This window comes from Devosia elaeis (assembly GCF_001650025.1).
Taxonomy (GTDB): Bacteria; Pseudomonadota; Alphaproteobacteria; order Rhizobiales; family Devosiaceae; genus Devosia; species Devosia elaeis.
In genome coordinates this window covers 48,160-72,581 of record NZ_LVVY01000119.1, presented here as the reverse complement: position 1 = coordinate 72,581, position 24,422 = coordinate 48,160, and the positions used below count along the sequence as shown (strand labels likewise).

22 protein-coding genes are annotated in these 24,422 nt (G+C 65.1%); 19 read left to right on the top strand and 3 right to left on the bottom strand.

Going from position 1 to position 24,422, the window contains the following annotated elements; all coding sequences use genetic code 11:
- The first annotated feature begins 5 nt into the window (after nucleotides 1-5).
- A complete protein-coding gene (locus A3840_RS15645; RefSeq protein WP_067458882.1) occupies nucleotides 6-1,181 on the top strand; it encodes a MalY/PatB family protein in 1,176 nt (391 codons plus the stop codon).
- Nucleotides 1,182-1,206: 25 nt separating this feature from the next.
- On the opposite strand, the gene A3840_RS15640 is transcribed toward A3840_RS15645, so the two are convergent.
- On the bottom strand, nucleotides 1,207-2,922 hold the full coding sequence (locus tag A3840_RS15640) for a SulP family inorganic anion transporter (RefSeq protein ID WP_067458880.1): 1,716 nt from the start codon (nucleotides 2,920-2,922) through the stop codon (nucleotides 1,207-1,209).
- Between the two features lie 24 nt (nucleotides 2,923-2,946).
- Nucleotides 2,947-3,843 carry an MBL fold metallo-hydrolase gene (locus tag A3840_RS15635; RefSeq protein ID WP_067458877.1) on the bottom strand — a complete coding sequence of 299 codons (897 nt, stop codon included), beginning with the start codon at nucleotides 3,841-3,843 and terminating at the stop codon, nucleotides 2,947-2,949.
- A 128-nt stretch (nucleotides 3,844-3,971) separates the two neighbouring features.
- Here A3840_RS15635 and A3840_RS15630 point away from each other — a divergent pair, with 128 nt between their 5' ends.
- From A3840_RS15630 to A3840_RS15550, 18 genes are all read left to right on the top strand, one after another.
- Nucleotides 3,972-4,724, top strand: a complete 753-nt coding sequence (locus A3840_RS15630; protein WP_067458875.1) for an SDR family NAD(P)-dependent oxidoreductase — start codon at nucleotides 3,972-3,974, stop codon at nucleotides 4,722-4,724.
- A 9-nt stretch (nucleotides 4,725-4,733) separates the two neighbouring features.
- Nucleotides 4,734-5,951 carry an acyl-CoA dehydrogenase family protein gene (locus A3840_RS15625; protein WP_067458872.1) on the top strand — a complete coding sequence of 406 codons (1,218 nt, stop codon included), beginning with the start codon at nucleotides 4,734-4,736 and terminating at the stop codon, nucleotides 5,949-5,951.
- Nucleotides 5,952-5,968: 17 nt separating this feature from the next.
- Nucleotides 5,969-6,997, top strand: coding sequence for a phosphotransferase family protein (locus A3840_RS15620; protein ID WP_067458869.1), 1,029 nt, complete (start codon nucleotides 5,969-5,971; stop codon nucleotides 6,995-6,997).
- Nucleotides 6,998-7,024: 27 nt separating this feature from the next.
- Nucleotides 7,025-8,134: a thiolase family protein gene (locus tag A3840_RS15615; protein WP_067458866.1), complete on the top strand. Its 1,110-nt coding sequence runs from the start codon at nucleotides 7,025-7,027 to the stop codon at nucleotides 8,132-8,134.
- Nucleotides 8,131-10,431, top strand: a complete 2,301-nt coding sequence (locus A3840_RS15610; protein WP_342669903.1) for a 3-hydroxyacyl-CoA dehydrogenase/enoyl-CoA hydratase family protein — start codon at nucleotides 8,131-8,133, stop codon at nucleotides 10,429-10,431. The genes A3840_RS15615 and A3840_RS15610 overlap by 4 nt, the downstream gene beginning before the upstream one ends.
- 43 nt (nucleotides 10,432-10,474) lie before the next feature.
- Nucleotides 10,475-11,179, top strand: coding sequence for a TetR/AcrR family transcriptional regulator (locus A3840_RS15605; RefSeq protein ID WP_245676645.1), 705 nt, complete (start codon nucleotides 10,475-10,477; stop codon nucleotides 11,177-11,179).
- Nucleotides 11,180-11,395: 216 nt separating this feature from the next.
- Nucleotides 11,396-12,112: a GntR family transcriptional regulator gene (locus tag A3840_RS15600; RefSeq protein ID WP_245676644.1), complete on the top strand. Its 717-nt coding sequence runs from the start codon at nucleotides 11,396-11,398 to the stop codon at nucleotides 12,110-12,112.
- Nucleotides 12,112-12,531, top strand: coding sequence for a rhodanese-like domain-containing protein (locus A3840_RS15595; RefSeq protein ID WP_067458856.1), 420 nt, complete (start codon nucleotides 12,112-12,114; stop codon nucleotides 12,529-12,531). Before A3840_RS15600 ends, A3840_RS15595 begins: the two co-directional genes overlap by 1 nt.
- Nucleotides 12,532-12,534: 3 nt before the next feature.
- Nucleotides 12,535-13,488, top strand: a complete 954-nt coding sequence (locus tag A3840_RS15590; protein WP_067458853.1) for an ABC transporter permease — start codon at nucleotides 12,535-12,537, stop codon at nucleotides 13,486-13,488.
- Nucleotides 13,485-14,357 carry an ABC transporter permease gene (locus tag A3840_RS15585; RefSeq protein WP_067458850.1) on the top strand — a complete coding sequence of 291 codons (873 nt, stop codon included), beginning with the start codon at nucleotides 13,485-13,487 and terminating at the stop codon, nucleotides 14,355-14,357. The genes A3840_RS15590 and A3840_RS15585 overlap by 4 nt, the downstream gene beginning before the upstream one ends.
- 54 nt (nucleotides 14,358-14,411) lie before the next feature.
- Nucleotides 14,412-16,016: an ABC transporter substrate-binding protein gene (locus A3840_RS15580; protein WP_067458848.1), complete on the top strand. Its 1,605-nt coding sequence runs from the start codon at nucleotides 14,412-14,414 to the stop codon at nucleotides 16,014-16,016.
- A gap of 86 nt (nucleotides 16,017-16,102) precedes the next feature.
- Nucleotides 16,103-17,053 (top strand): ABC transporter ATP-binding protein, encoded by a 951-nt coding sequence (locus A3840_RS15575; RefSeq protein WP_245676643.1) that lies wholly within the window; start codon nucleotides 16,103-16,105, stop codon nucleotides 17,051-17,053.
- Nucleotides 17,046-18,017 (top strand): ABC transporter ATP-binding protein, encoded by a 972-nt coding sequence (locus A3840_RS15570; RefSeq protein ID WP_067458988.1) that lies wholly within the window; start codon nucleotides 17,046-17,048, stop codon nucleotides 18,015-18,017. The genes A3840_RS15575 and A3840_RS15570 overlap by 8 nt, the downstream gene beginning before the upstream one ends.
- Nucleotides 18,018-18,041: 24 nt before the next feature.
- Nucleotides 18,042-18,890, top strand: a complete 849-nt coding sequence (locus A3840_RS15565; RefSeq protein ID WP_067458841.1) for an alpha/beta fold hydrolase — start codon at nucleotides 18,042-18,044, stop codon at nucleotides 18,888-18,890.
- A gap of 21 nt (nucleotides 18,891-18,911) precedes the next feature.
- Nucleotides 18,912-20,579 carry an acetate--CoA ligase gene (locus A3840_RS15560; RefSeq protein WP_067458838.1) on the top strand — a complete coding sequence of 556 codons (1,668 nt, stop codon included), beginning with the start codon at nucleotides 18,912-18,914 and terminating at the stop codon, nucleotides 20,577-20,579.
- 11 nt (nucleotides 20,580-20,590) lie between these two features.
- On the top strand, nucleotides 20,591-21,634 hold the full coding sequence (locus tag A3840_RS20060; protein ID WP_245676642.1) for a CocE/NonD family hydrolase: 1,044 nt from the start codon (nucleotides 20,591-20,593) through the stop codon (nucleotides 21,632-21,634).
- Between the two features lie 15 nt (nucleotides 21,635-21,649).
- A complete protein-coding gene (locus A3840_RS20055) occupies nucleotides 21,650-22,504 on the top strand; it encodes a CocE/NonD family hydrolase (protein ID WP_245676641.1) in 855 nt (284 codons plus the stop codon).
- Nucleotides 22,505-22,507: 3 nt separating this feature from the next.
- Nucleotides 22,508-23,914, top strand: coding sequence for an amidohydrolase (locus A3840_RS15550; protein ID WP_067458835.1), 1,407 nt, complete (start codon nucleotides 22,508-22,510; stop codon nucleotides 23,912-23,914).
- A 38-nt stretch (nucleotides 23,915-23,952) separates the two neighbouring features.
- Here A3840_RS15550 and A3840_RS15545 read toward each other — a convergent pair whose 3' ends face one another.
- Nucleotides 23,953-24,186, bottom strand: coding sequence for a hypothetical protein (locus A3840_RS15545; RefSeq protein WP_131798351.1), 234 nt, complete (start codon nucleotides 24,184-24,186; stop codon nucleotides 23,953-23,955).
- Between the last annotated feature and the right edge of the window lie 236 nt (nucleotides 24,187-24,422).

The following is a 24,422-nucleotide window of genomic DNA, read 5'->3' as shown; positions in this document are numbered from 1 at the left end:
ACGATATGAACACGCTTGCCGCCCAATGGGATGCCCTGACTGCCGAGGAACTGGTGCGGCGGGGCAGCACGAAGTGGACCCTGTTTCCAGGCACGATCGGGGCCTGGGTCGCCGAAATGGATTTCGGCATCGCGCCTCCGGTTGCCCTGGCTATCCGCGCGACGGCGGATAGCCTCGAAACCGGCTATATGCCCAAGGCGCTGGCGCGGGAGCTCGGTGAGGCCAGCGCGGATTTTTTGCAGCGCCGTTTCGGCTGGAGCGTCGAGCCGGCTCATGTGGGCCTTTTGGGCGACGTGCTGCGCGCCTATGAGCTGGCCTTCACTTACTGGCTGGAGCCCGGCCAGCCCATAATCCTGCCCACGCCGGCCTATCCGCCCTTCATGTCGCTGCCGGCGCGGCAGGGGATCGAAGTGATCCAGGTGCCGTGCAAGCGCGATGCGGACGGAATCTGGCGGCTCGACGAGGAAGGGATCGAGGCGGCCCTGGCCGAAAGGGGCGGGTTATTGGTGCTGTGCTCGCCGCATAATCCGCTGGGACGGCTCTATTCCCGCGCTGAGCTGGAGCGCGTGGCCGCCATCGCCACGCGAACCGGCGCGCGCGTCTTTGCCGACGAAATCCATGCGCCGCTGAGTTATGGCGAGGCCCGCCATATTCCCTATGCCTCGCTGAGCGACGCGACCGCCGCGCATACGCTCACGGCGATTTCCGCATCCAAGAGCTGGAATATTCCGGGCCTGGCCTGCGCGCAGATGGTGTTTTCCAATGCGGCGGATGCGGAAAAATTCGAAGCCCTGGGCCACCACGTCACCCGTGGGGCGTCCAATGTCGGCACCCGGGCCAGCATCGCCGCCTATCGAGAGGGCGATGCCTGGTTGGACGAAGTTCTGGTCTATCTCGACGGCAATCGGCGACATCTGTCGGCGCGCCTGGCGCGGGATTTGCCCGGCGCCATGCATGCCATGCCCGAAGCCACCTATCTCGCCTGGATCGATGTCAGCCAATTGACAAACAGGCGCGACCTTGCCCCGCTCCTGCGCGAGGAGGCCAAGGTGGCGGTGACGGGCGGCGAGGATTGCGGCCTGGGCGGGGCCGGATCGTTCCGGCTGAACCTGGCGACCCCGCGGCCTATACTCGATGAGGCCCTGGACCGTATTTTCGGCGTGCTGCAAAAGAACCGGTGATGCAGACTCGCGCCGCCGGATGAGATCAGGCGGCGCGGCTTGCCACGATGGCGCATATGGCCTGGTGCTGGCTGAGATGGACCCCGGCCAGGCGCGCGAGAAACCCGGTCCGCTCCAGCTTGTCCATCACCGGGCCCTTGACCTCGGAGAGATGCAGGGCAACGCCGAGATCGCGCAGACGATGCTCGATGGCCTCGAGGCTTTCGAGCGCCGACATGTCGATGGCGTTGACGGCCGAACACATCAGCACCACGTCGCTCAGGCCGGGATTGGTGGTGACCTCCCTGGTCACCAGGTCCTCGAGATAGCGCGCATTGGCGAAATAGAGGCTTTCATCGACCCGGATGGAGAGCACGCCCGGCACGGTCTCCACCTTGTGGCGCTTGACGTTGCGATAATGTTCGGTGCCCGGAACCTGGCCGACAATGGCGGCATGCGGCGTCGAGGACCGGTAGAGAAACACCAGGATCGAGGTGCCGACGCCCAGCGAAATGCCGGTCTCGACGCCGAAGAGCAGCGTGCCGAGCAGGGTGACGGCCACGGCGGCGAAATCGGCGCGGGAATAGGTCCAGGCCCGCCGGAGTATGGAGAAATCCACCAGGGTCAGCACGGCGATGACGATGGTGGCGGAAAGGGTCGCCTTGGGCAGTATGGCGAGGAAGGGCGTCAGCAGGATTGTCGCCAGCGCGATGCCGATGGCGGTGAAGGCGCCCGCGGCCGGGCTTGCGGCGCCGGCATCGAAATTGACCACTGAACGGGCAAAGCCGCCGGTAACCGGATAGCCGCCGCCCATGGCTGCCGCGATATTGGCGGCGCCGAGCCCGATCAGTTCCTGATTGGGTGCGATGCGTTCGCGGCGCTTGGCAGCCAGGGTCTGGGCGACCGAAACCGATTCCACGAAACCGACCACCGAAATGATCAGCGCCGGCAGCGCCAACTGCTGGATCACGCCGAGATCGAAGCCCGGCAGCGATAAGACGGGCAGGCCCTGCGGCACCGCTCCGACCAGGGCAACGCCCTTGCCGCCAAGATCCAGCAGGGCCGACCAGGCCATGGTGAGGAAAATCACCAGGACCGGGCCGGCGCGCACGATAATCGTCGCCGGTCCCGCGGGCAGGCCCAGAGCGACGAGGCGGTTCTTGAGGTCGAACCTGATCCAGAGCAGCAGCGCCAGAGCCACCGCGCCGATGGCGGCGGTATGGCCGTTTACGGCGCCGATATTGTGAAGGATCGATCCGATCAGCTCGGGCATGGCATGGCCATGGGTATCGATGCCGAGCAGGCCCCCGATCTGGCTGGTGGCGATGATGATGCCCGAAGCGGTGATGAAGCCCGAGATCACGGGATGGGACAGGAAATTGGCGATGAAACCGAGCCGGAACAGCCCCATCAACAACAGCATCAATCCCGAAAGCATGGCGAGCATGATGGCGGCGCTGGCATAGCCGGCCGTGCCTTCGGCCGCGATCCGGCCGATGGCGGCTGCGCTCATCAGCGAGACGACGGCCACCGGGCCGACGGCGAGTGCCGACGAGGTGCCGAAGATCGCATAGGCGACGAGTGGAAGGATGGAGGCGTAGAGCCCCATTTCCGGCGGCAGCCCGGCCAGCAGGGCATAGGCCAGCGATTGGGGGATCAGCATGATGGTGACGATGAGCGCGGCGACGAGGTCGCTGGCCAGCGTCTGGCGGTCATAGCGTCGACCCCAGTCGAGAATGGGAAAATAGCTCTGCAAGCGCACGACGTGCTCCGGGTGGTGCGGCGGTCAGAGACCGTTGACGGGCACCTTGAGGAAGGTTTTGCCGCTCTCGTCCTTAGGCGGCAGCTTGCCGGCGCGCATATTGACCTGCAGCGACGGGATGATCAGGCGGGGCATGGGCAGGGTCGCGTCGCGCGCCTCGCGCATGCGCACGAAATCGTCTTCGCTGGTGCCGTGTCCCACATGGATATTGTGGTCGATCTCGTCGCCGACGCTGGTTTCCCACTGGATGTCGCGGCCATTGGGGCCGTAATCGTGGCACATGAACAGGCGCATCTCGCGGGGCAGGGCGAGCACACGCTGGATTGAACGGTAGAGCGTGCGGGCATCGCCGCCGGGGAAATCGGCGCGAGCCGAGCCGCCATCGGGCATGAACAGGGTATCGCCGACGAAAGCGGCATTGCCGATCACATGCGTCATGCAGGCCGGCGTATGCCCCGGCGTGTGCAGGACATGCGCCTCCATCGTGCCGATGCGATAGGTATCGCCATCCTTGAACAGCCTGTCGAACTGGCTGCCGTCGCGCTGGAATTCGGTGCCTTCGTTGAAAATCTTGCCGAAGGTTTCCTGCACCAGGGTGATGTTCTCGCCGATCCCAAGCTTGCCGCCCAGTTTGGACTGGATATAGGGCGCGGCCGACAAATGGTCCGCATGGACATGCGTTTCGATCAGCCAGTCCAGATTTAGCCGGTTCTCGGCGATGAAGGCGATGATCCGATCGGCCCCCTCATAGGTGATGCGGCCGGCCGCGTAGTCGATGTCCATGACGGAGTCGATCACCGCGCAGGCGGCCGAATGCGGGTCCTTGACCACGTAGGAAATCGTGTTCGTGGGCGCATCGAAAAAGGCCGTCACCTCCGGCGCGAGCGAGAGGTCGGTAGCGAATGGTATCTGGGCCGTCATATGCTTCTCCCGCAAACGCTTGTTTCCGCGATGACGCTGTTGTCGGAATGAACGAGGGCACTTGTCAAGGGCCGGGCTGCACGTTAGTAAATCGAGCGCTCGTTCGAAAAATATGGGAGGACGGGAGAATGTTCGAGGATATTTCCGGCAGGACCGCGCTGGTAACCGGCGCTTCCGGCGGGCTGGGCCTGCATTTCGCCCGGCTGCTGGCGCGGCAGGGCGCCAATGTGCTGCTGGCGGCGCGGCGTGGCGATGTGCTGGAGCGGGCCTGCGCCGAAATCGCGGCGGCGGGCGGCAAGGCTGCGCCTGTCATCCTCGATGTCGCGGATGCGCATTCGGTCGCCGAGGTGGTAGGCAATCTCGCCTCGGACGTCGACATTCTCGTCAACAATGCCGGCATCAGCGTTGCGAAGCGGGCGCTGGATTTGAGCGAGGCCGATTGGGACGATGTGATCGACACCAATCTCAAGGGCGGTTTCCTGATGGCGCAGGCCGTCGCGCGGCGCATGCAGGCCGCTGGCCTCGAGGGCGCCATCGTCAATATCGCGTCCATCCTGGGCCTGCGCGTGGCGGGCAATCTCGCCGCCTATGCCGCTTCCAAGGCCGGCACGGTGCAGATGACCAAGGCGCTGGCGCTCGAATGGGCGCGCCACGGCATTCGCGTCAACGCGCTATGCCCCGGCTATATCGAGACCGATCTCAATCGCGATTTCTTCGCCGGCGAGGATGGCCAGGCGCTGATCCGCCGCATTCCGCAGCGCCGGCTGGGCCAGCCGACCGATCTGGACGGCGCCCTGTTGCTGCTGTGCTCGGATGCCGGCCGCTACATCACCGGTGCCGCCCTGGCCGTCGACGGCGGCCACCTCGTCTCGTCATTGTAAGGACCCATCATGGATTTTAAGATTTCGCCCCGGATCGAGGATTACCGGCGGCGTATCGGCCATTTCGTCGATAGCGAAATCCTGCCGCTCGAAAGCGAGCGCGCCTCCTTTGATGCGCATGGCAATATCAGGCTGGATCTGCTGGCGGCCTTGCGCGCCAAGGCTCGATCCGAGGGCCTGTGGTGCCTGCAGCTCAAGCCGGAAACGGGCGGGGCGGGGCTCGGCAAGGTCGGCATGGCTGTGTTCTACGAGGAGATGAACCGCTCCATTTTCGGGCCTGTCGTGTTCAATTCCGCCGCGCCTGACGACGGCAACATGATGATGCTGGAAGCGCTGGGCACTCCGGCACAGCGCGAGAAATGGCTGAAGCCCATCGTCGACGGCTCGGTCCGCTCGGCTTTTGCCATGACGGAGCCGGCGCCGGGCGGTGGTTCGGACCCTTCCATGATCCGTACCCGCGCAGAAAAGCGCGGCGATAAATATGTCATCACCGGCCGGAAGTGGTTCATCACCGGCGCGGCCGAGGCCAGCCATTTCACCGTGATCGCGCGCACCTCCGACGATCCGCGCCATGGCCTCACCGCCTTCATGTTCCACAAGGATCAGCCCGGCTGGGAGATCGTACGCCGCATCGAGATCATGGGCCCCGAAGAACATGGCGGCCATTGCGAGATCGCGTTCGACGGGCTGGAAGTGTCGGAGGACGATATCCTCTTGGGCGAGGGGCGCGGCATGAAGGTGACCCAGGCGCGGCTCGGCCCGGCCCGCCTTACCCATTGCATGCGCTGGCTCGGTCTCTCCAAGCGCTGCCTCGAAATCGCCCAGGCCTATGCCGTCGAGCGCCATGGCTTCGGCATGCGCCTGGCCGATCGCGAAAGCATCCAGTTGATGCTGGGCGACCTGGCGATGCGTATTGAGGTCGGGCGGCTCCTGGTGATGAAGGCGGCCTGGGAACTCGATCGGGGCGGCTTTGCCCGCAAGGAAGTGTCGATGGCCAAGGTCCAGGTGGCCAATGTGCTGCACGATGCGGCGGATCGGGCCATCCAGATCAACGGCGCGCGCGGCTATTCCGCCGATACGGTGCTGGAATGGATTTACCGCTATGCCCGCCAGGCTCGGCTCGTGGACGGCGCGGACGAGGTGCACAAAATGGTGCTCAACCGCTTCCTGGCCGGTGAGGGGCGCCAGTTCTGGACCTGGCCCGTGGCCGAGGCCGAGGCCGGCTGAAACCAGGTCCGGGGAGGATGAGCGTGACCGAAGAGCAATTGCAGGCACTGCACGATTTTCTGGCCGGCCGCTTCGGCGCCGCCGATGCGCCGCACTGCCAGAAGATTTCCGGCGGGCAATCGAACCCCACCTTCTTCGTCGATTATGCGGGGCAGCGCATGGTGCTGCGCAAGCAGCCATCCGGCCCGATCCTGCGCGGCGCCCACGCGATCGATCGTGAGTTCCGCGTGCTCCAGGCTCTGGCGCCGACTGACGTGCCGGTGCCGCGTCCCATTCTGTTCCACAGCGAGACCGACGTGCTCGATACGCCGTTCTACCTCATGGAACGGCTGGAGGGCCGGGTTTTCGACGATTGTGCCCTGCCGGGCATGGCGCCGGACGAACGGCGCGGCATCTATTTCGCCATGGCGGAAGCCCTGGCTAAGCTGCATTCGGTGGTGCCCGAAACGGTCGGCCTGGGCGATTATGGCCGCCCGGGCAATTATTTCGAGCGGCAGATTTCCCGCTGGAGCCGGCAATATAAAGAGTCCACCGGCGAGCCGATTGCGGCGCTGGACCAATTGGTGGCGCTCCTGCCGGGCCTGATGCCGCCCGATGACGGCAAAATCACCATAGCCCATGGCGATTTCCGGCTGGGCAATATGCTGTTTCATCCCACCGAGCCGCGCGTTATCGGCATCCTGGACTGGGAATTGTCCACGCTAGGCCATCCCTATGCCGACCTCGGCTTCTGCTGCATGCCCTGGCACACGGCGCCGGACGAATATGGCGGCATCCTGGGGCTGGGCACCGGTCTCGGTATTCCCGGGCAGGCCGAGTTCTGCGCGCATTATTACCGGCATGTGGGCTCAGACACGCCGCTCCTGCCTTTCCATGTCGCTTTTGCCCTGTTCCGCTTCGCGGTGATTTTCGTGGGCATTGCCGATCGCGTGCGCGGCGGCAATGCGGTTGCCACCAATGCCGAAGCCGTGGGGCCACTGGCGGGCCGCTTCGCCGCCCGCGCGCTCGAAGTGATCGAGGGCGCTGAAAGCCATGGCCGTTTCTGACCTCGAACCTCGCCCGGAGCCGCGTCGATGAGCCAAGCCTATATCGTGGATTATGCACGGTCCCCTTTTACGCCGGCCAGGCGCGGCGCGCTCGCCATGGTGCGGCCCGACGATCTCCTGGCCACGATCCTGCGGGCGATTGTCGAGCGCAACGCCATCGATGCCGAGGCCATCGAAGACGTCGTTGTCGGCTGCGCCTTTCCCGAAGGCGAGCAGGGCCTCAATATAGGGCGTTGCGCCGCGCGCATTGCCGGCCTGCCCGATAGCGTGGGGGGCTGTGTGGTCAATCGCTGGTGCGGTTCGTCCATGCAGGCGGTGCAAATGGCCGGCGGCGCCATCGCCATGGGGGCAGGGGATCTGTTTCTTGCCGGCGGCGTGGAATCGATGTCGCGCGTGCCGATGATGGGGTTCAATCCCATGCCCAATCCAGCCTGGCCCGATCCAATTCGAGCGGCCTTTCTCAATATGGGGTTGACCGCGGAAAACCTGGCGGAACGCTATGGCATTTCACGGCAGGAACAGGATGCCTATGCCCTGGAAAGCCAGCGCCGCGCCGCGGCCGCACCGTCGGCCGATATCGTCGCCGTCGGCGAAGTCGCGGTCGATGGCTGTCTTCGTCCCGATACCAGCCTCGAAAAACTCGCGACGCTGAAGACCGTTTTCAAGGAAGACGGATCGGTGAGTGCCGGCAATGCATCTCCGCTTACCGACGGCGCCACGGCTCTCCTGATCGCTTCGGCAGATGCGGTGGCGCGTTTCGGCCTCACGCCTATGGCGCGCATCGCCGGCTACGCCGTCTCCGGCTGCGATCCGGAAATCATGGGGATCGGGCCGGTGGCCGCGACCCGCAAGGCGCTGAACCGGGCCGGCATCGGCGCCGATGATCTCGATGTCGTCGAAATGAACGAGGCCTTCGCCGTGCAGGTTTTGGCCTGCTGCCGGGATCTCGATATCGATCCGGCCCGCCTCAACCGCGACGGCGGGGCCATTGCCCTGGGCCATCCGCTTGGCGCCACCGGCGGCCGGCTGGTCGGCGCGGCGACGCGGCAATTGGTGGAAACCGGCGGTCGCTATGCGCTCGCCACCCAATGCATCGGCGGCGGCCAGGGCATTGCCATGGTGCTGGAGCGCGTATGATGAACGCCATTAACAGAGCGGCGGTCATAGGGGCGGGAACCATGGGGGCGGGCATCGCGGCTCATCTCGCCAATGCGGGGCTGGACGTGGTCCTGCTCGATGTCAGCGCCGACCTGGCCGCGGCGGGGCTCGAGCGACAGAAAAAGACCGGGCTCATGCATCCGTCCCTGGCCAGCAGGATCATCACCGGTTCGGTGGGCGATGACCTGGAACTGCTGGCCGACGCCGACTGGATCGTGGAGGCCGTTGCCGAGCGTGTCGAGGTCAAGCGCCAGCTCTATGCGGCCATCGAGACGGTGCGAAAGCCGGGCGCCATCGTCTCCTCGAACACGTCGAGCCTTCCGCTGGCGCAGTTGACCGAGACGGTTTCCGCCGGTTTCGCCGAACATTTCCTCGTGACGCATTTCTTCAATCCGCCACGACAGATGCAATTGCTGGAACTGGTTTCGGGTCCCGCGACCCGTTCGGATGTGGCCGAGACGATACGCCGCTTCGCCGATATCCACCTGGGCAAGGGCGTGATCGACTGCAAGGACCGGCCGGGTTTCATCGCCAACCGCATCGGCTGTTTCTGGCTCGCGGCGGCGCAGAACGAAGCGCTGGCCCTCGGCCTGTCGGTGGAAGAAGCGGACGCGGTTCTGGGCGCGCCCTTCGGCATTCCCCGAACAGCCGCTTTCGGGCTGCTCGACCTGATCGGCATCGATCTGGTGCCGCAAATCCTGGAGAGCCTGCAAAAGGCGCTGCCTGCGGGCGATCCGATCCAGGCCTATGAGGCCGGGCCCGCCATCATTGGCGGCATGATCGCGGCCGGCCGGACGGGGCGAAAGGGCGGCGGCGGCTTTTACCGCATGGGCGCAGACCGGAAGACGCTGGAGGTCTTCGACCTGGCGACCGGCGCTTATCACCCCGCCGCGCGGCCGGTGCCGGACAGCCTTGCCGCCAGTGGGGGGGACCCGGCTGCGCTGATGGCGCATCCGGCCAGGGCAGGGCGCTACGCGGCGCGCGTCATGCTGAAGACCATGGCCTATGCGGCCCACCTGGTGCCCGAAATCGCCGACGATCCGGCCGCTGTCGATGCGGCCATGCGGCTGGGATATGCGTGGAAACAGGGGCCATTCGAATTGATCGACCGCTGCGGCGCCCAATGGGTGGCCGAAGCGCTCCGCGAGATCGGTGAGCCGGTGCCCGCCCTTTTGTCCCTGGCGATCGAGCGGAGTGGCTTCTACCGGCTGGACGCGGGCGAACTGGCCGTCTTGCAGCCGAATGGCCCTTACACGCCCATGCCGGAGCCCTCGGGCGTCCTGACCATTGCCGGCCTGGCCCGGCGCGGCGAACCCGTCCGGATGAGCGGCGACCATGCGGCGCTGTGGGATTTCGGGGACGGGGTCGGGGGCATCGAATTGCGCACCAAGATGAACGTGCTCAATGCCGGGGCCCTGGATGCCCTCGATGAACTCGTCGCCATCGCCGCAGAGCGTTTTGCGGGTCTGGTCATCGGATCGGATGGCGCCAACTTCTCCGTGGGCGCCGATCTCGGCCATATTCTGGCGCTCGCCGAGGCCGGCAATTGGTCGGCGGCGGGGTATCTGATCGCGCGGGGCCAATCGGTGATGTCGGCCATAAAATATGCGCCCATTCCCATTGTCGGGGCGGTGGCAGGCTTTGCCCTGGGCGGGGGCTGCGAACTGCTCCTGCATTGCGCCGCCATTCAGGCCCATGCGGAAAGCCAGATCGGATTGGTCGAGCCGCGCGTGGGCCTCGTTCCGGGCTGGGGTGGGTGCAAGGAAATGCTGCTGCGTGCGGCCAGCGCGCGTCAGATCATGCGCGGGCCGAGCGCCCCCGCGATTGCCGTGTTCGACCTGATCGGCTCCGCCACGCAGTCGCGCAGTGCGCATGACGCCAGAAATATTGGTTTCCTGCGGCCGGATGACGGGATCACGATGAACCGGACGCGGCTGCTGGCGGACGCCAAGGCGCGGGCGCTGTCGCTGGCAGAAGGCTATAGGCCGCCTCAGGCGCCGGCCCTGGCGCTGTCGGGGCCCTCGGGCGCCTCGGCCCTGCGCAACATGCTGGAGGCGGCGCAGGCGGCCGGAACGGCGTCGCCCCATGATCGGCTGATCGGCGACGAACTGATAAAGGTGCTGACCGGCGGCGCCGATGGCGACCCATTGCGGGAAATGAGCGAGGAAACAGTGATGAATCTCGAACGGGAGGCGTTCATTGCGCTGCTCTCGACCAGAGAAAGCCAGGACCGCATCCGCCACATGATCGGGACCGGCAAGCCACTTCGCAATTGACTCGGTCCCGGCTTTTGCGCATGCGGTCAGTGGAGCCGGGCCGATGCGCGCTATTGGATGGATGGATTTGACGCCAAGGCAATTGCAGCAGGATTATTCCACCGAGGCCATTTGCGAGCGGCTGCTGCAACGCCATCGTAAGGCCGTTTCGGTGCAGAAGCCGCATCTGGCCGTGGCCAATCTGTCGCGCATCATACAATCGACGCTGAAACTGTCGAACCGGCAGGGCTTTCACGCCATGTCCCTGCGCGAGCTGGCCGGTGCGGCCGGCCTCAGCATGGGCGGGATGTATTCCTACTTCGACAATAAGCAGACCCTGCTGCTGATGATCCTGGACGCGGTCTCGTCATCCGCCAACGAGGTGCTGGGCACGCCCCCGCCCGAAATGGCGGCGGATCCTGCATTGCACCTGGACTGGCTGATCGCCACTCATATCCAGCTTACCGAAGTGATGCAGCCCTGGTTCGTCTTCGTGTTCATGGAAGCCAAGGCCTTCCCCGAGCCGGCCAAGCGCATCGCCATCGAAAGTGAGGCGGCGACCGAGGCGATCTTCGCCGATGCGCTGCGCCGTGGCGTGGCGTCCGGTGGCTTCGCTATAGACGATGTTCCACTGACCGCGGCGATCATCAAGCCGCTGCTGCAGGACTGGTACGTCAAGCGCGCCAAATATCGCAAGGCGGGCATTTCGGCCGGTCAATATGCCGAGCGTGTCACCAGTTTCGTCAGAGCCGCAATCGCACCACGATAGCGAGCGCTCGTTCGAAAAAATTCCCCGTTGAACGGAAAGACTTGGCGCTTACCTGCCGGAACACGGCATTTACGTTCCTGCTATCGCTTTGAATTAACAATCCTATTTCTTGCCGCGAAGGGCGGGTGTCCCCATGCTTATGAGGGCACAACAAGACCCCTTGCGGAGACCTTCATCTTGTATATTAATGTTGCATACAAGACATGGAGGGATGTTTTGACCGTTGCAGCCAGCATCAGCAACAAGATCGTCGAGGCGATCTTGAGCCAGCAATTGGCGCCGGAGGCGCGGCTGGGGGAATCCGAGCTCGCCACGCTGTTCAATTGCAGCCGCACCATCGTGCGCGAAGCCATGCTCGATCTCGCTGCCCGCGGCATCGTGACGGTCATCCCGCGGCGCGGCTGGTTCCTTACCCAGGTCGATGCCGAAATGGCGCGCGAGCTCTATGACGCGCGCCAGATCATCGAAACCGGCCTGCTTCGCCATTTCGCGCAGAAGGGGCGCCCGCTGGAGCCGCATCTGGTGCAGCGGCTGCAATCGCATCTGGCCGAGCAGCAGCTGGCGCTGGAAGCGGGCCATGTCGGCCGCCGCTCCTATCTGCTGGGCAATTTTCACGTCTGCCTCGCTGAATGCCTGGGCAATCGGCTGCTGGCCGAGAAGCTGCGCGATTTCACCGTGCTCACCACGCTCTTCACCATGCGGCACCAGACGCCCGGCGACGCGCGGATGTCCTATGAGGAGCACGTCGCCATCGTCGAGGCGCTGGCCTCCGGCCGCCTGGCCGATGCGGGCGAATGCATGCGCGAGCATCTCGGGACCTGGGATTCCAAGGTCCACATGGTGCGCGAGGTCGATCCGCTGGACGGCCTGCGTCGCGCGCTGGCGCCAATGCCATCTGACGTCAAGGGCGTCGCGGCGGGAGGAAAGAAATAATGGCCATCCGCAATACCCTTGCCTGGGTTGATAGCCTGCGCCCGCAAGTGCCGACGCTGACTGCCGCAGAATTGGCGCAGCGCCTCGCCGCCGGCGAAGAGCTGACGCTGATCGATATCCGCGAATTGCAGGAGCGGATCGACAAGGGCGCCATCCCCGGGGCGCATCATGTGCCGCGCGGCATGCTCGAATTCTGGGCCGATCCGGCCATGGGCTATTACCGCGACTATTTCGTCGAGGATGGCCGCTACGTGCTCTATTGCGCCGGCGGCGGGCGTTCGGTGCTGGCCGCGCTCGCGCTGATGGAGATGGGTTACAAGTCCGTCTGGCATCTCGATGGCGGCTTCGGCGGCTGGGCCGCTGCCGGGCAGCCGGTCGAGGATGTCGCCGCCACCTCGCGCTGGCAGCGGAAGCCCTGAGCCATGATCGTCTTTGCAATCCGCCGCGCTGTTCTGGGTGTGCTGGTGCTGGTGGCGGTGGCGCTGATGGTCTTCGTCGCCATTCGCCTTATTCCCGGTGACATCGTCAACCAGCAATTGGCCGAAGCCGGGGCCGTGACCCCCGAGCTTCTGCAGGAAAAGCGCGCTGCCATGGGGCTGGACAAACCCATTGCCGAGCAATTCCTGGTCTGGGCCGGCGGCATCGTCAGTGGCGATCTCGGCCACTCGCTGTGGACCGGCCGCCCTGTCTCCGCTCAGATCGGCGCCGCTCTGTTGCCGACGCTGCAATTGTCCATCATGGCCATAGCCCTGGGCGCCTTGTTCGGCATCGGGGCGGGCGTCCTGGCGGCGCTCTGGCGCGGCACTGCCGGCGACATGGTGCTGCGCATGCTCTCCACCGTGTTCCTCGCCATCCCGCAACTCTGGCTGGGCCTGCTGACGCTGACCGGGCTCGCCTTGATCGGCTATTACATTCCGCTGCCCTATCGCAGCTTCGCCACTGATCCCTGGGCCAACTTCCAGCAGGTGATCTTTCCCGCCCTGGCCTTGTCGCTGGGCGTGGCGGCGGCGCTCTCCCGCCTGACGCGTTCGGCCATGCTGGAAGTCACCGGCGCCGATTTCATCCGCGCTGCGCGGGCAAGAGGCGTGTCGTCGTCCGGGCTCTATCTCGGCCACGCGCTCAAGAACGCGCTGATCCCGGTGATCACGCTCCTGGGCACCCAGTTCGGCAATCTGCTCTCCGGCACCGTGATCATCGAACGCATCTTCAACGTGCCCGGGCTCGGCAATCTGCTGTTCGAGGCCGTCGCCTATCGCGACTACACCGTCATCCAGGCCGCCGTGCTCACCTATGGGCTGATCACCATCATCGTCAATCTGATGGTCGATCTCTCCTATGGGCTCGTCGATCCGCGCATCCGGGAGGCACGCTCGTGACCACGATCCTCCAGGAAAATGCACCGCGCCGGGGCAGTCGCACGCTGGCCATTTTCAAGGCCTTGCTCAGCGATCCCATCGGTTGCACGGCGCTGGTCATTCTGACGCTGGTTCTGGCGCTGGCCATTTTCGCGCCCATCATCGCCCAGTTCGATCCGCTGGTGCAGAACCGCCGCGCCATCCTCCAGCCGCCATCGCTGGTGCATTGGTTCGGCACCGACGATATCGGCCGCGACGTGTTCTCGCGCGTCCTCTACGGCACCCAGATTTCGCTGCTCGTCGGTCTGATGGTGGTGATCATCACCATGGTCATCGGCGGCCTGATCGGCATGATCTCGGGCTATTTCGGCGGCTGGGTCGATATGATCATCCAGCGCATCGTCGAAGCGCTCGATACCTTGCCTTCGCTGGTGCTGTCGCTGTTCATCGCCGCCATGCTGGGGCCCAGCGTCCGCAACGTAATCATCGCGGTGACATTGGCCCAAATTCCGCGCTTCGTTCGCGTGGTGCGCTCGGAAACCATGAAAATCCGCGGGCATGATTTCATCTCCGCCTCGCGCGTCATCGGCGCCTCGCCGCTGCGGATCATGCTGACCCATGGCGTGCCCAATCTTATGCCGACCATGCTGGTGCTGGGCTCGCTCGCTTTCGGCATCGCCATCATGACCGAGGCTGCGCTCAGCTTTCTGGGCGTCGGCACCCCGCCGCCCAACCCATCCCTGGGCACCATGCTGTCTCAGGGCACACGGTTCATCGGCCAGGCGCCCTGGCTGATCGTTTTTCCCGGGCTGATGCTGACCATCAGCGTCCTTGCCCTCAACCTCATCGGTGACGCCTTGCGCGACGTCCTCGATCCTCGAAACCGCTAGCGGAAGAACTGCGGGTCGAACTCCAACGCCATGATAATAAGGGAACGCACTGAAATGCTAAAAGGACTACTCGCCCGCCATCGCTTCGTCACCGCGCTGCCCGCGCTTGCCATCGCCGCGGCGATGGTCGTGGCGGCGCCCGCAATGGCCCAGGACAAGCACGGTGGCAAGGTCGTCATCAACGTCCATGCCGATGCACCCAATTTCGATCCCCTGGCCAGCACCGAATTCGGCGTTCACTCCCGCCTCGGCCTCGCCATGAACCGGCTGGTCGAATGGAAGACCGGCCCCGATATCGGCTATGGCCAATTCGTGCCGAAGCCCGGCCTGGCCGAAAGCTGGGAGATTTCGGAAGACGGCCTGACCTATACGTTCAAGCTGCGCCCGGATGCGGTGTGGCAGGATATCGCCCCGGTTTCCGGGCGTCCCGTCACCTCCGCCGACGTGGTGGCCACCTATGAGGCCATGAAGGAATCCGGCGTGCAGAAGGGCCTGCTCGCGGCCGTCGATACCATCACGGCGCCCGACGACCAGACCGTGGTGCTCACGCTCAATCGCCGCAATGTGGTGCTGCTGCAGAACCTCGCCCACCAGAATATGTGGATCCTGCCGACCGAAGCCTTCGATGGCTCCTATGACCGCAACACCACCGTGATCGGCACCGGCCCGTGGATTCTGGAGGCCGACGAGGTCGGCGTCGCTACCCGCTATGTCCGCAACGAAGCTTATTTCGGCAAGGACGAGAACGGCGAGCAGCTTCCCTATCTCGATGAAGTGGAAATCCTGCCGATCAAGGACCTCAATGCCCGCATCATGGCGTTCCGGTCCGGGCAGGTCGATATCTGGTTCGGTCCGCTGAACATGACGCAGATGCAGGGGCTGCAGCAGGCGCTGCCCGATCTGCAGGATGTGCAGACGGTCGCCAATACCCAGAGCGAGCTCTATCTCAATCCGAGCTTCGAACCCTTCGCCAACCTGCAGGTGCGCCAGGCGCTCAACCTGGCGATCGACCGGCTCGGCCTCGGTGAAGTGGTGCGCGGCGGCGGCGGCATCGGCGGCGTGGTCGGCCCGGCCCTGAACGCCCAGACGCTGCCCGAAGAAGAGCGCATCGCGCTTTACGGCACGCCGGATCATGAAAAGGCCAAGGCCCTCCTCGCCGAGGCCGGCTATCCCGACGGGTTCAGCTTCGAATTCACCGTGCTCAATTACGGCGAGGAATTCGTGCGCGAGGCCGAATGGATCCAGCAGGATCTGGCCGAGATCGGCGTGACCGCCGAGATCAAGATGGTCGATACCGTTGCCGGCCAGGCGCTGGGCAAGGAGGGCGATTACCAGGCCATGTTCCTGATGATGAGTCCGTTTGCGGAAGCGGACGAGTATTTCACCAGCCATTACCTGCCGGGCGCGGTGCGCAATTATACCGGCATCGATGACCCGACGCTGACCGCGATGATCGAGGAACAGCAGGGCATCATGGATGTGGCGGCGCGCCAGGAAAAGATCTGGGAAATCCAGCGCTACGTCTACGAAAACGTCCAGAACCCGCTGCCGATCTGGGCTGCCGTCCTGCTGCATCCGGCCCAGGCCGATATCCGCGGCTGGCACCCGATGATCACGCAGGGCTTCCCGAGCCTGCCGGAAGTCTGGGTCGAGGAATAAGCGCGATGACCGCCATGGCCTCGAATGCCTTGCCCCGGGCGAACACAGAGAGTGGGACAAGCCCCGTCGCGCTCTCCGTGGAGGGCATGGCGGTCACCTATAGCGGCCTCCTAGAAGTCTGCTCGGACGTCTCCATCGACGTCCGACGCGGCGAGGCCCTGGCCCTGATCGGGGAATCCGGTTCGGGCAAGTCCGTCACGGTTCTGGCCGTGACGGGCCTGCTCGGGCGGGGCGGGGCGATCGTGCGGGGCAGCGTCAAGCTGGACGGCGAGGAAATCTCCCATCTCTCCGAACGCGAACGCCGCCGCCGTGGGCTTTTGGGCAAGCGGATCGGCATGATCTTCCAGAACCCTTCGCGGGCGCTGGACCCTGTCTTCACCATTGGCCAGCAGCTCAACGAGGCTTTGAGTCTCACGGGCCTCAAGGGCAAGGTCGAACTGCGCGCCAAGGGCGCGGAATGGCTGCGCCATGTCGGCCTGCCCGATCCCGAGGAAGCGCTCGATTGTTATCCGCATCAATTGTCCGGCGGCCAACGGCAGCGCGCCATGATCGCCATCGCGCTGGCATCCGAACCCGCCTTGCTCATCGCCGATGAGCCCACCACGGCGCTGGACGTGACCATCCAGGCCCAGGTGCTGAACCTGATCCGCCGGCTGCAGAAGGAACTCAATCTGGCCCTGGTGCTGGTGACGCACGATTTCGGCGTCGTGGCGGCCATGGCCGACCGCGTGGCGGTCATGTATGGGGGCCAGGTTGTCGAGACCGGCAGCGTTGACGAGATCATTCGCACGCCGCGCCATCCCTATACGCAGGCCCTCTTGGCCAGCATTCCCACCGGCGAGGCCGGCGCCCGCATCCAGGCGCTGCCGGGTTCCGTGCCTCATGCCGGCGCCATGCCGCGTGGTTGCCGTTTCCATCCGCGCTGCCCTGCCGCGCTCCCCCTCTGCCAGGATAGCGCGCCGGCGCTGCAACCCGCCGCCGATGGCCGTGTCATGCGCTGCCTGCGCGCCGATGATCTGGAACGCCACGATGCCTGACGCTCAAGCCCTTTTCTCGCTGCACGATGTCAGCGTCCGCTACCCGATCCGCCGCGGCTTCTTTCAGCGCGTGGTCGGTCATGTCGGTGCGGTGGACGGCGTCAGCTTCGATCTGCGCCGCGGGGAAACCATGGCCCTGGTCGGCGAATCCGGCTGCGGCAAGAGCACTTTGGGCCGCGCCATCCTACGGCTGGAACAGGTGGCGGACGGCACCATCAAAGCCACCGGAAAACCGGCTGCGACGCGCAAGGATCTGGCGCGCAAGGCGCAGGTGGTGTTCCAGGATCCGCTGGGCTCGCTCGATCCCCGCTGGACCATCGGCAATCTGATCGGCGAGGGCATCGACGTGCATGGCACGGCCCGGGGCGCCGAGCGCGATTCTATCGTGCGCGATCTGCTCAAGCAGGTGGAATTGCCGGCCAGTGCCTTCCATAAGTTCCCGCATCAGCTTTCGGGCGGCCAGCAGCAGCGCGTGGCGATCGCCCGGGCCCTCGCCATGCGCCCCGAGCTCATCGTGCTCGACGAGGCCACCTCGGCGCTCGACGTTTCGGTGCAGGCGCAAATCCTCAATCTGCTCAAGGATTTGCAGGCCGAATATAATCTCACCTATCTGTTCATTTCTCACGATCTGACGGTAGTGGGCCAGTTCGCCGACCGCGTGGCGGTCATGTATCTGGGTCGCATCATGGAAATGGGCGACGCCGCCGACGTGCTCTCGGCGCCGCGCCATCCTTATACCAGGGCGCTTCTGGCCTCCTCGCTGAAAGTCGATCCCGATATGCGCATCGACAGGGTGCCGCTGCTCACCGGCGATGTGCCCAGTCCCCGCAACCCACCCAGCGGCTGCCGTTTCCGCACCCGTTGCCCGCAGGCGCAGGCCGGTTGCGCCGAACTCCGTCACCGCATGGTCCCCGCGCCGAATGGCCGGGAGACCGCCGCTTGCCTCGCCAATGGCGACCTCTGAACCCTTCTCAACGAGATTTCGAAAATGACCGATATCAATCCGAATTGGACGTCCCACACCGCCGACCTCGACGGCGTGAAGATTCGCTATCTCGACAATGGCGGCACCGGCCCGGTCCTGGTCTGCCTGCATGGCACCTCGATGAGCGCCCATGCCTGGGGCCATCTGGCCGCCAGCCTGCGCGACTTCTATCGGGTCATCGCGGTCGACATGCGCGGTCACGGCGCCTCGGACCGTCCCAATACCACCTATACGATCAAGGAATTGGCCGGCGACATCACCCGGCTGGCGGCCAAGCTCGATCTCAGGGGCATCACCCTGGTGGGCAGCTCGGTGGGCAACCAGGTCGCGGTCTCCTTCGCGGCGGCCAATCCCGACCGCGTTGCGGGCCTGATCCTGTCCGATCCCAGCTTCTTCGTCGCCGATGGCGAGATTGTCAAATATCTGCGCTCGCACCATACCCGCCGGCGCAATTACCCCACCCTGGCCGAAGCCGAGGCTTTCGCTCGTGCCCTGCCGCAGCGGGCCGGCCTCAGCGCCGAAATGCATCGCCTCGCCAATGAGGGCGATTTCCGGCAGGAAGAGGACGGCACCTGGAGCTGGGCCTATGACCTGCTCGCCATCACCAAGCTCTTCCTCAACCTCTCGACCGATCAATCCGCCGACATCGCCGCCATCGAGGCGCCGGTCCTGGTGCTCAATGCCGATCGTTCCAACGTGCTCAGCGCCAACCAGGCCGAAAACCTGGCCAAGGCCTTCCCTAATGCGACGCTGGAAATGGTCAAGAACAGCAATCACACCATTTGGGGTGATCAGCCGGACTACCTGGCCCAGCGGACCCGCGCCTTCCTCCAGGACCTCCCGCGCGCTTGAGGGGGCAGGGGAGTTCTGATCATGGACAGATATGAGCGCCTGCGCGCGCAATACCGGCCGACGGTGCCGAAGACGTTCAATTTCGGCACCGATATCGTCGATGCCTGGGCGGCCGACGAACAGCGCAACGCCGCCGCGCCAGCGCTGATCTGGTGCAATGCCGCCGGCGCGACGCACAACTACAGCTTCGCCGATATCGCGGCCCTGACCGACCGGCTGGCCGCGGCATTACGGCGGCGTGGCGTGCGGGCGGGCGACCGGGTCATGGTCATGCTGCCCCGCATTCCGGCCTGGCAGATATCCATGGTGGCCATCCTGAAACTGGGCGCCATCGCGATCCCCTGCGTCACCATGCTGACGCCCAAGGACATCGCCTATCGCCTGGCCAATTCGGGGGCGACGACGATCGTCACCACCGGCCTCGAGGTGGACAAGTTCGCCGACGCTCCGGACGGAGCCCTGCGAATTGCCGTCGATGCGACAGTGGCCGCCGGCACCGGGGCAGGGGCTCCGGCTCCCGAGGGTTGGCTGTCCTTTGCCGAACTGCTGACCGAGGAGCCCGGCGCCTTCCGCGCGGCCGAAGTGCGCGCCGAGGACCCGGCGCTGATCTTCTATACGTCCGGCTCGACCGGCCTGCCCAAGGGCGTCACCCACGCTTCGCGCGCGCTCCATGCCTGGTCGGTCTCGGCCGAATACTGGCTGGACCTGGGCCCGGACGATGTCATGTTCTGCACCGCCGATACGGGCTGGTCCAAGGCGGGAACCTCTATCCTTTTCGGCCCATGGGGCCGGGGATCGGCCGTCCTGTTCTACGATGGCCCCTTCGATGCCGAATATCGCGTCGAGCTCATCGCCCGCCACGGCGTCAGCGTCTATTGCGCGGCGGCAACCGAATTGCGCCGCCTGGTGGCGCTCGATCTCTCGGGCCGGCAATTCCCCCGCTTGCGGATCACCGTTTCGGCCGGTGAATCGCTGAACCCGCCGGTGCTTGCCGCCTGGAGCGCCATGACCGGTCGGCCGGTGCTGGAGGCCTATGGCCTCACCGAAACGCTCATGCTGGTGGCCAATTACCGCGATACCGAAATCCGGCCCGGGGCCATGGGCCGGCCGCTTCCGGGCGTAGCACTCGACCTGATCACCGGTGACGGCGAGATCGCCGCGCCCGGCCAGACCGGGCAGATCGCGCTGCGCCTGCCCAGCCCCAACATGATGCTGGGCTATTGGCAGGACGAGGAGCGCACCGCATCGACCCTCAGGACGATCGACGGCCGGGACTATTTCCTCACCGGCGACAATGCCCGCGCCGATACTGACGGCTATCTCTATTACGAGGGCCGTGCCGACGACGTGATCAATTCCGCCGGCTATCGCATCGGTCCCCAGGAGGTGGAAAACGCCCTGATCGAGCACCCCATGGTGCGCGAGGCGGCCGCCGTGCCCAGCCCCGATCCGGAGCGCGGCGAGGTGGTGAAGGCCTTCATCGTCCTGCATGACGGCTTCGAGGGCAGCCCGGCCCTCGCCAAGGAATTGCAGGACTTCGTCAAGCGGATGACGGCGCCCTACAAATATCCGCGCCGCATCGAATTCATCGACGAATTGCCCAAGAACGCCGTCGGCAAGATCCAGCGACGCGACCTGCGGCTGCGGGAATTCGCCAGCCAATCGCAACAGACCAACACACCAGCCTGAGGGGATAGACCATGACCGACACGAGCAAGTCCGCAGCGCCCTATGATGTCGTGATCGCCCGGTCGGTCAAATGCGTCGCCCGGGACGGCGTCCGGCTGTCTCTCGATATCTACCGCCCGGCCCGGGACGGCGAAGCCCTGCCGGGGCCGTTCCCGGCCGTCATCACCCGCTCGCCCTACGATACGCGTTCCGGCAAGGGACCTTCGGGCCAGGCCGGCAATGGCGAATATTTCGCCAGGCGCGGCTATCTCTATGTGGTCCAGGATTCCCGCGGCCGCTTCGGCTCGGAGGGGGAATTCACGCTCCTCGACGCCAAGGAAGGCGAGGATGGCTATGACGTGATCGAGTGGCTGGCGGCCCAGCCCTATTGCGACGGCATGATCGGCACGCAGGGCTCTTCGCTCCGTGCCTGGAACCAGACCGCGACCGCCCTGCAGAACCCGCCGCACCTGAAGGCCATGTGGGTCAATCAATCCGGTTCCAACGGCTTCATGCATGCCGTGCGCCATCACGGAACGCTGGAATTGCGCTGGCTGGCCTGGCTGGTCACCAATGCCATCCATTCCCAGGAAGCCCATGCCGATCCGGCATTGCAGGCCAAGCTGGTCCGCAATGCCGAAAAGATGTTCGAATGGTTCCAGCGCCTGCCCTGGAGCGAGGGCAATAGCCCGCTGTCCCCACTGCCGAAATGGGAGAAGCAGGCCCTCGACTTCTATCGCAATGGCGATTTCAGCGCCTTTTGGATGAACCCGACGCTGAATCCGGAAGCCTATCGCGACCGCACAGCCGATGTGCCCACCATGTATGCCGGCGCCTGGTACGACACCTATCCCCGCGCCAGCATCAAGAACTACACCGATCTCGCCGGAAAGCTGTCGCACCAATATCTGCTGATGGGCGGCGGCGTGCATGGCGGGCCCAATTTCGACAATCCTCTGGTCGGCGAAGTCGATATGGGCAAGGGCGCGCCCATCAAGGGCAACATCCACAAAGACCGGCACGAAATCATGCTGGCCTTCTTCGACCGCTTTCTGCGCGGCGACGAGCAGGCCTAGCCCGACATTCCCAAGGTGCGCTATTTCCATATGGGCGGCGATGGCAGCCGGAACGAGTTGGGCCGCCTGGTCCATGGCGGCACCTGGAAAACCGCCGACCAATGGCCGCCGCGCGGGATATCCGTTCAGGATTGGCACCTGCATCGCGGCGGCGGGCTCGATCCGAAGCTGCCCGCCGACCACGGGCCCACCAGTTATACGTTCGATCCGGACCGGCCCATGCCCACCGTCGCCTCGAACGTCTCTTCGATGACGCAGAACCTGCCGCCATTCCCCCGCATGATGCGCACCGGCGACCCGATCTCGCTGCGCGAAAGCATCGTCCTGCAGGGGGCCGGGGATCAGGTCACCCATGCCGGCGTCCACGGCGCTGAAGCGCCCTATGGCGATCTGGCCGAGCGCACCGATGTCCTGGCCTTCACCTCCGAGCCGCTGGCGCAGGATTTCGACGTCACCGGAGCGCCCGAAATCGAGATTTATCTCTCCTCCGATGCGCCGGACACCGATATTTTCGTGCAATTGCAGGACGTCTATCCGCCCAGCGAGACGTGGCCGAACGGTTACCGGATGAACCTGACCGAAAGCATCTTCCGCGTCCGTTATCGCGAGGGCTTCGACAAGCCGGTCATGCTCAAGCCGGGCGAGGTGGTCAAGGTTCGCTTCGAGCTCTACCCGATCTCGAACCGCTTCAAGGCCGGCCACAGCCTGCGGTTGCTGGTCTCGTCCTCGTCCTTCCCGCGTTTCGACGTCAATCCCAATACCGGCGAACCCATCGGCCGGCATACCCACAAGCGCGTGGCCGTCAACGCCATTCACCACGATCCGGCGCATCCCTCGCGCCTGATCCTGCCGGTCATGCAGGAAGGCTAGCCCATGGAGCAGGGTTCGACCGACCTTCTGGCCGCGGAAATACAAAGGCTGGCGCCGGTCTTCACCGCCCTGGCCGATGACATATGGGCCACGCCCGAACTCTGCTTCAACGAGCATCGCTCGGTGGCCGCCCAGATCGGGGCCATGGAGGCGCATGGCTTCCGCATCACTCGCAATGTGGGCGGCCTGGAGACCGCCTTCACCGCCGATTGGGGTGGGGATGGCGCGGCCGATGGCCCCCTCATCGCCTTTCTCGGCGAATTCGACGCACTGCCGGGCCTGAGCCAGGTTGCGGGCATTGCCGAGGCCAGGCCGCTCGAACCGGGCGGCAACGGCCACGGCTGCGGTCATAACCTGCTCGGCAGCGGCTCCATGCTGGCCGCAATTGCGCTATCACAGGTGCTCGCCCGGTCCGGCATCAAGGCGCGCCTGCGCTATTACGGCTGTCCGGCGGAGGAGGGCGGCTGGGGCAAGGCCATCATGGTGCGTGCCGGCGCGTTCGATGGTGTGACTGCCGCCATCGGCTGGCATCCCGGCACTTTCAACGGCGTCAGGGCCCGCTCCACCCTGGCCATTTCAAATCGCATCTATCGCTTCGAGGGCCGGGCCGCCCATGCCGCCATGGCCCCGCATCTGGGCCGCAGCGCGCTCGATGCGGTGGAATTGATGAATATCGGCGCCAATTTCCTGCGCGAGCACATGCCCGCCGATGCAAGACTGCACTATGCCATCACCGATGCGGGTGGCCATGCCCCGGGCGTCGTGCAGGCACGCGCCGAAGTGCTCTATATGATCCGCTCGCCCGAGCGCGACGAATTGCAGGACCTGGTGGCCCGCGTCGACGACATCGCGCAAGGCGCCGCGCTGATGACCGGCACCGCGTTTGAAATCGTGCCGCAGGGCGGTGCCGCCAATGTGCTGCCCAATGCCCCGCTCTGTGCGGTCATGCACGGGGTGATGATGCGGCTGGGCCGCTTGTCCTTCACCGAGGCCGAACGCGCCTTTGCCGCCGATATCCGCGCCACTCTCGCCAATGTCGCGGCGACCGACAGGCGCGATGCCGCGCTACCCGATGCCCTCCTGCCTGCTGGCGAGGGCCTGGTGCCGCTTCATGAGGGACTCCGCGCCTATGATGGGCGCATGGCGCAGGGCACCGGCTCCACCGATGTCGGAGACGTGAGCTGGGTCGTGTCGGTGGTGGAATGCGCCACAGCGACCTGGGCGGCAGGGACCGCCAGCCATAGCTGGCAGGTCGTGGCCCAGGGAAAATCGCCCGGCGCGCATCGCGCCATGATCCGGGCTGCCGAAATCATGGCCGGCACCGGGCTCGAAATCATCCTTCGCCCCGAAATCCAGGCCGAAGCCTGGCAAGACCATGCGCGCCGCCGCGCCGGTCGATCTTATGAATAGCGAGCCGAGCCGGAGGGCAGGGCTCCATTGTCGCCTATCTATTTGTCACCGAACCATTTTTCGGCCATGGCCTGCCGGAAATTGTTCCGGCGCAGCTTTTCGATCAAAAGCGAGCGCACCGCCTGCTCTGCCGGAACCTGGCCCAGGGGCAGGCGCCATGTCTGCCCCGCTATATTGGCATGAATGGTGCCGCCTTCGACGAAATAGGTGGCCTTGTAGATCTCCTGACCCATCTGAACGCTAATGTCCTGCACTAAGTGTTCCTGGTCCATGATCGCCTCCTGTCCGCCAACCAAGTGTGCCCCCGCGGCCGGACCAGGTCAAGGAACGCCGTACACGCCCCGCCGCCTCGAAAGCTTCACTTTACCAGGAGCATCGCCACCCAACTCGGCCAGGATCGATCATTCGGAACAAATCTTCAGCGCCGCTAATCGGCTGGGCGGATGGAGTTTCTGATCTCGTCATTATTGATCGGGCGCCAGAGCAGCTCAACAGATGACGCGTCCCG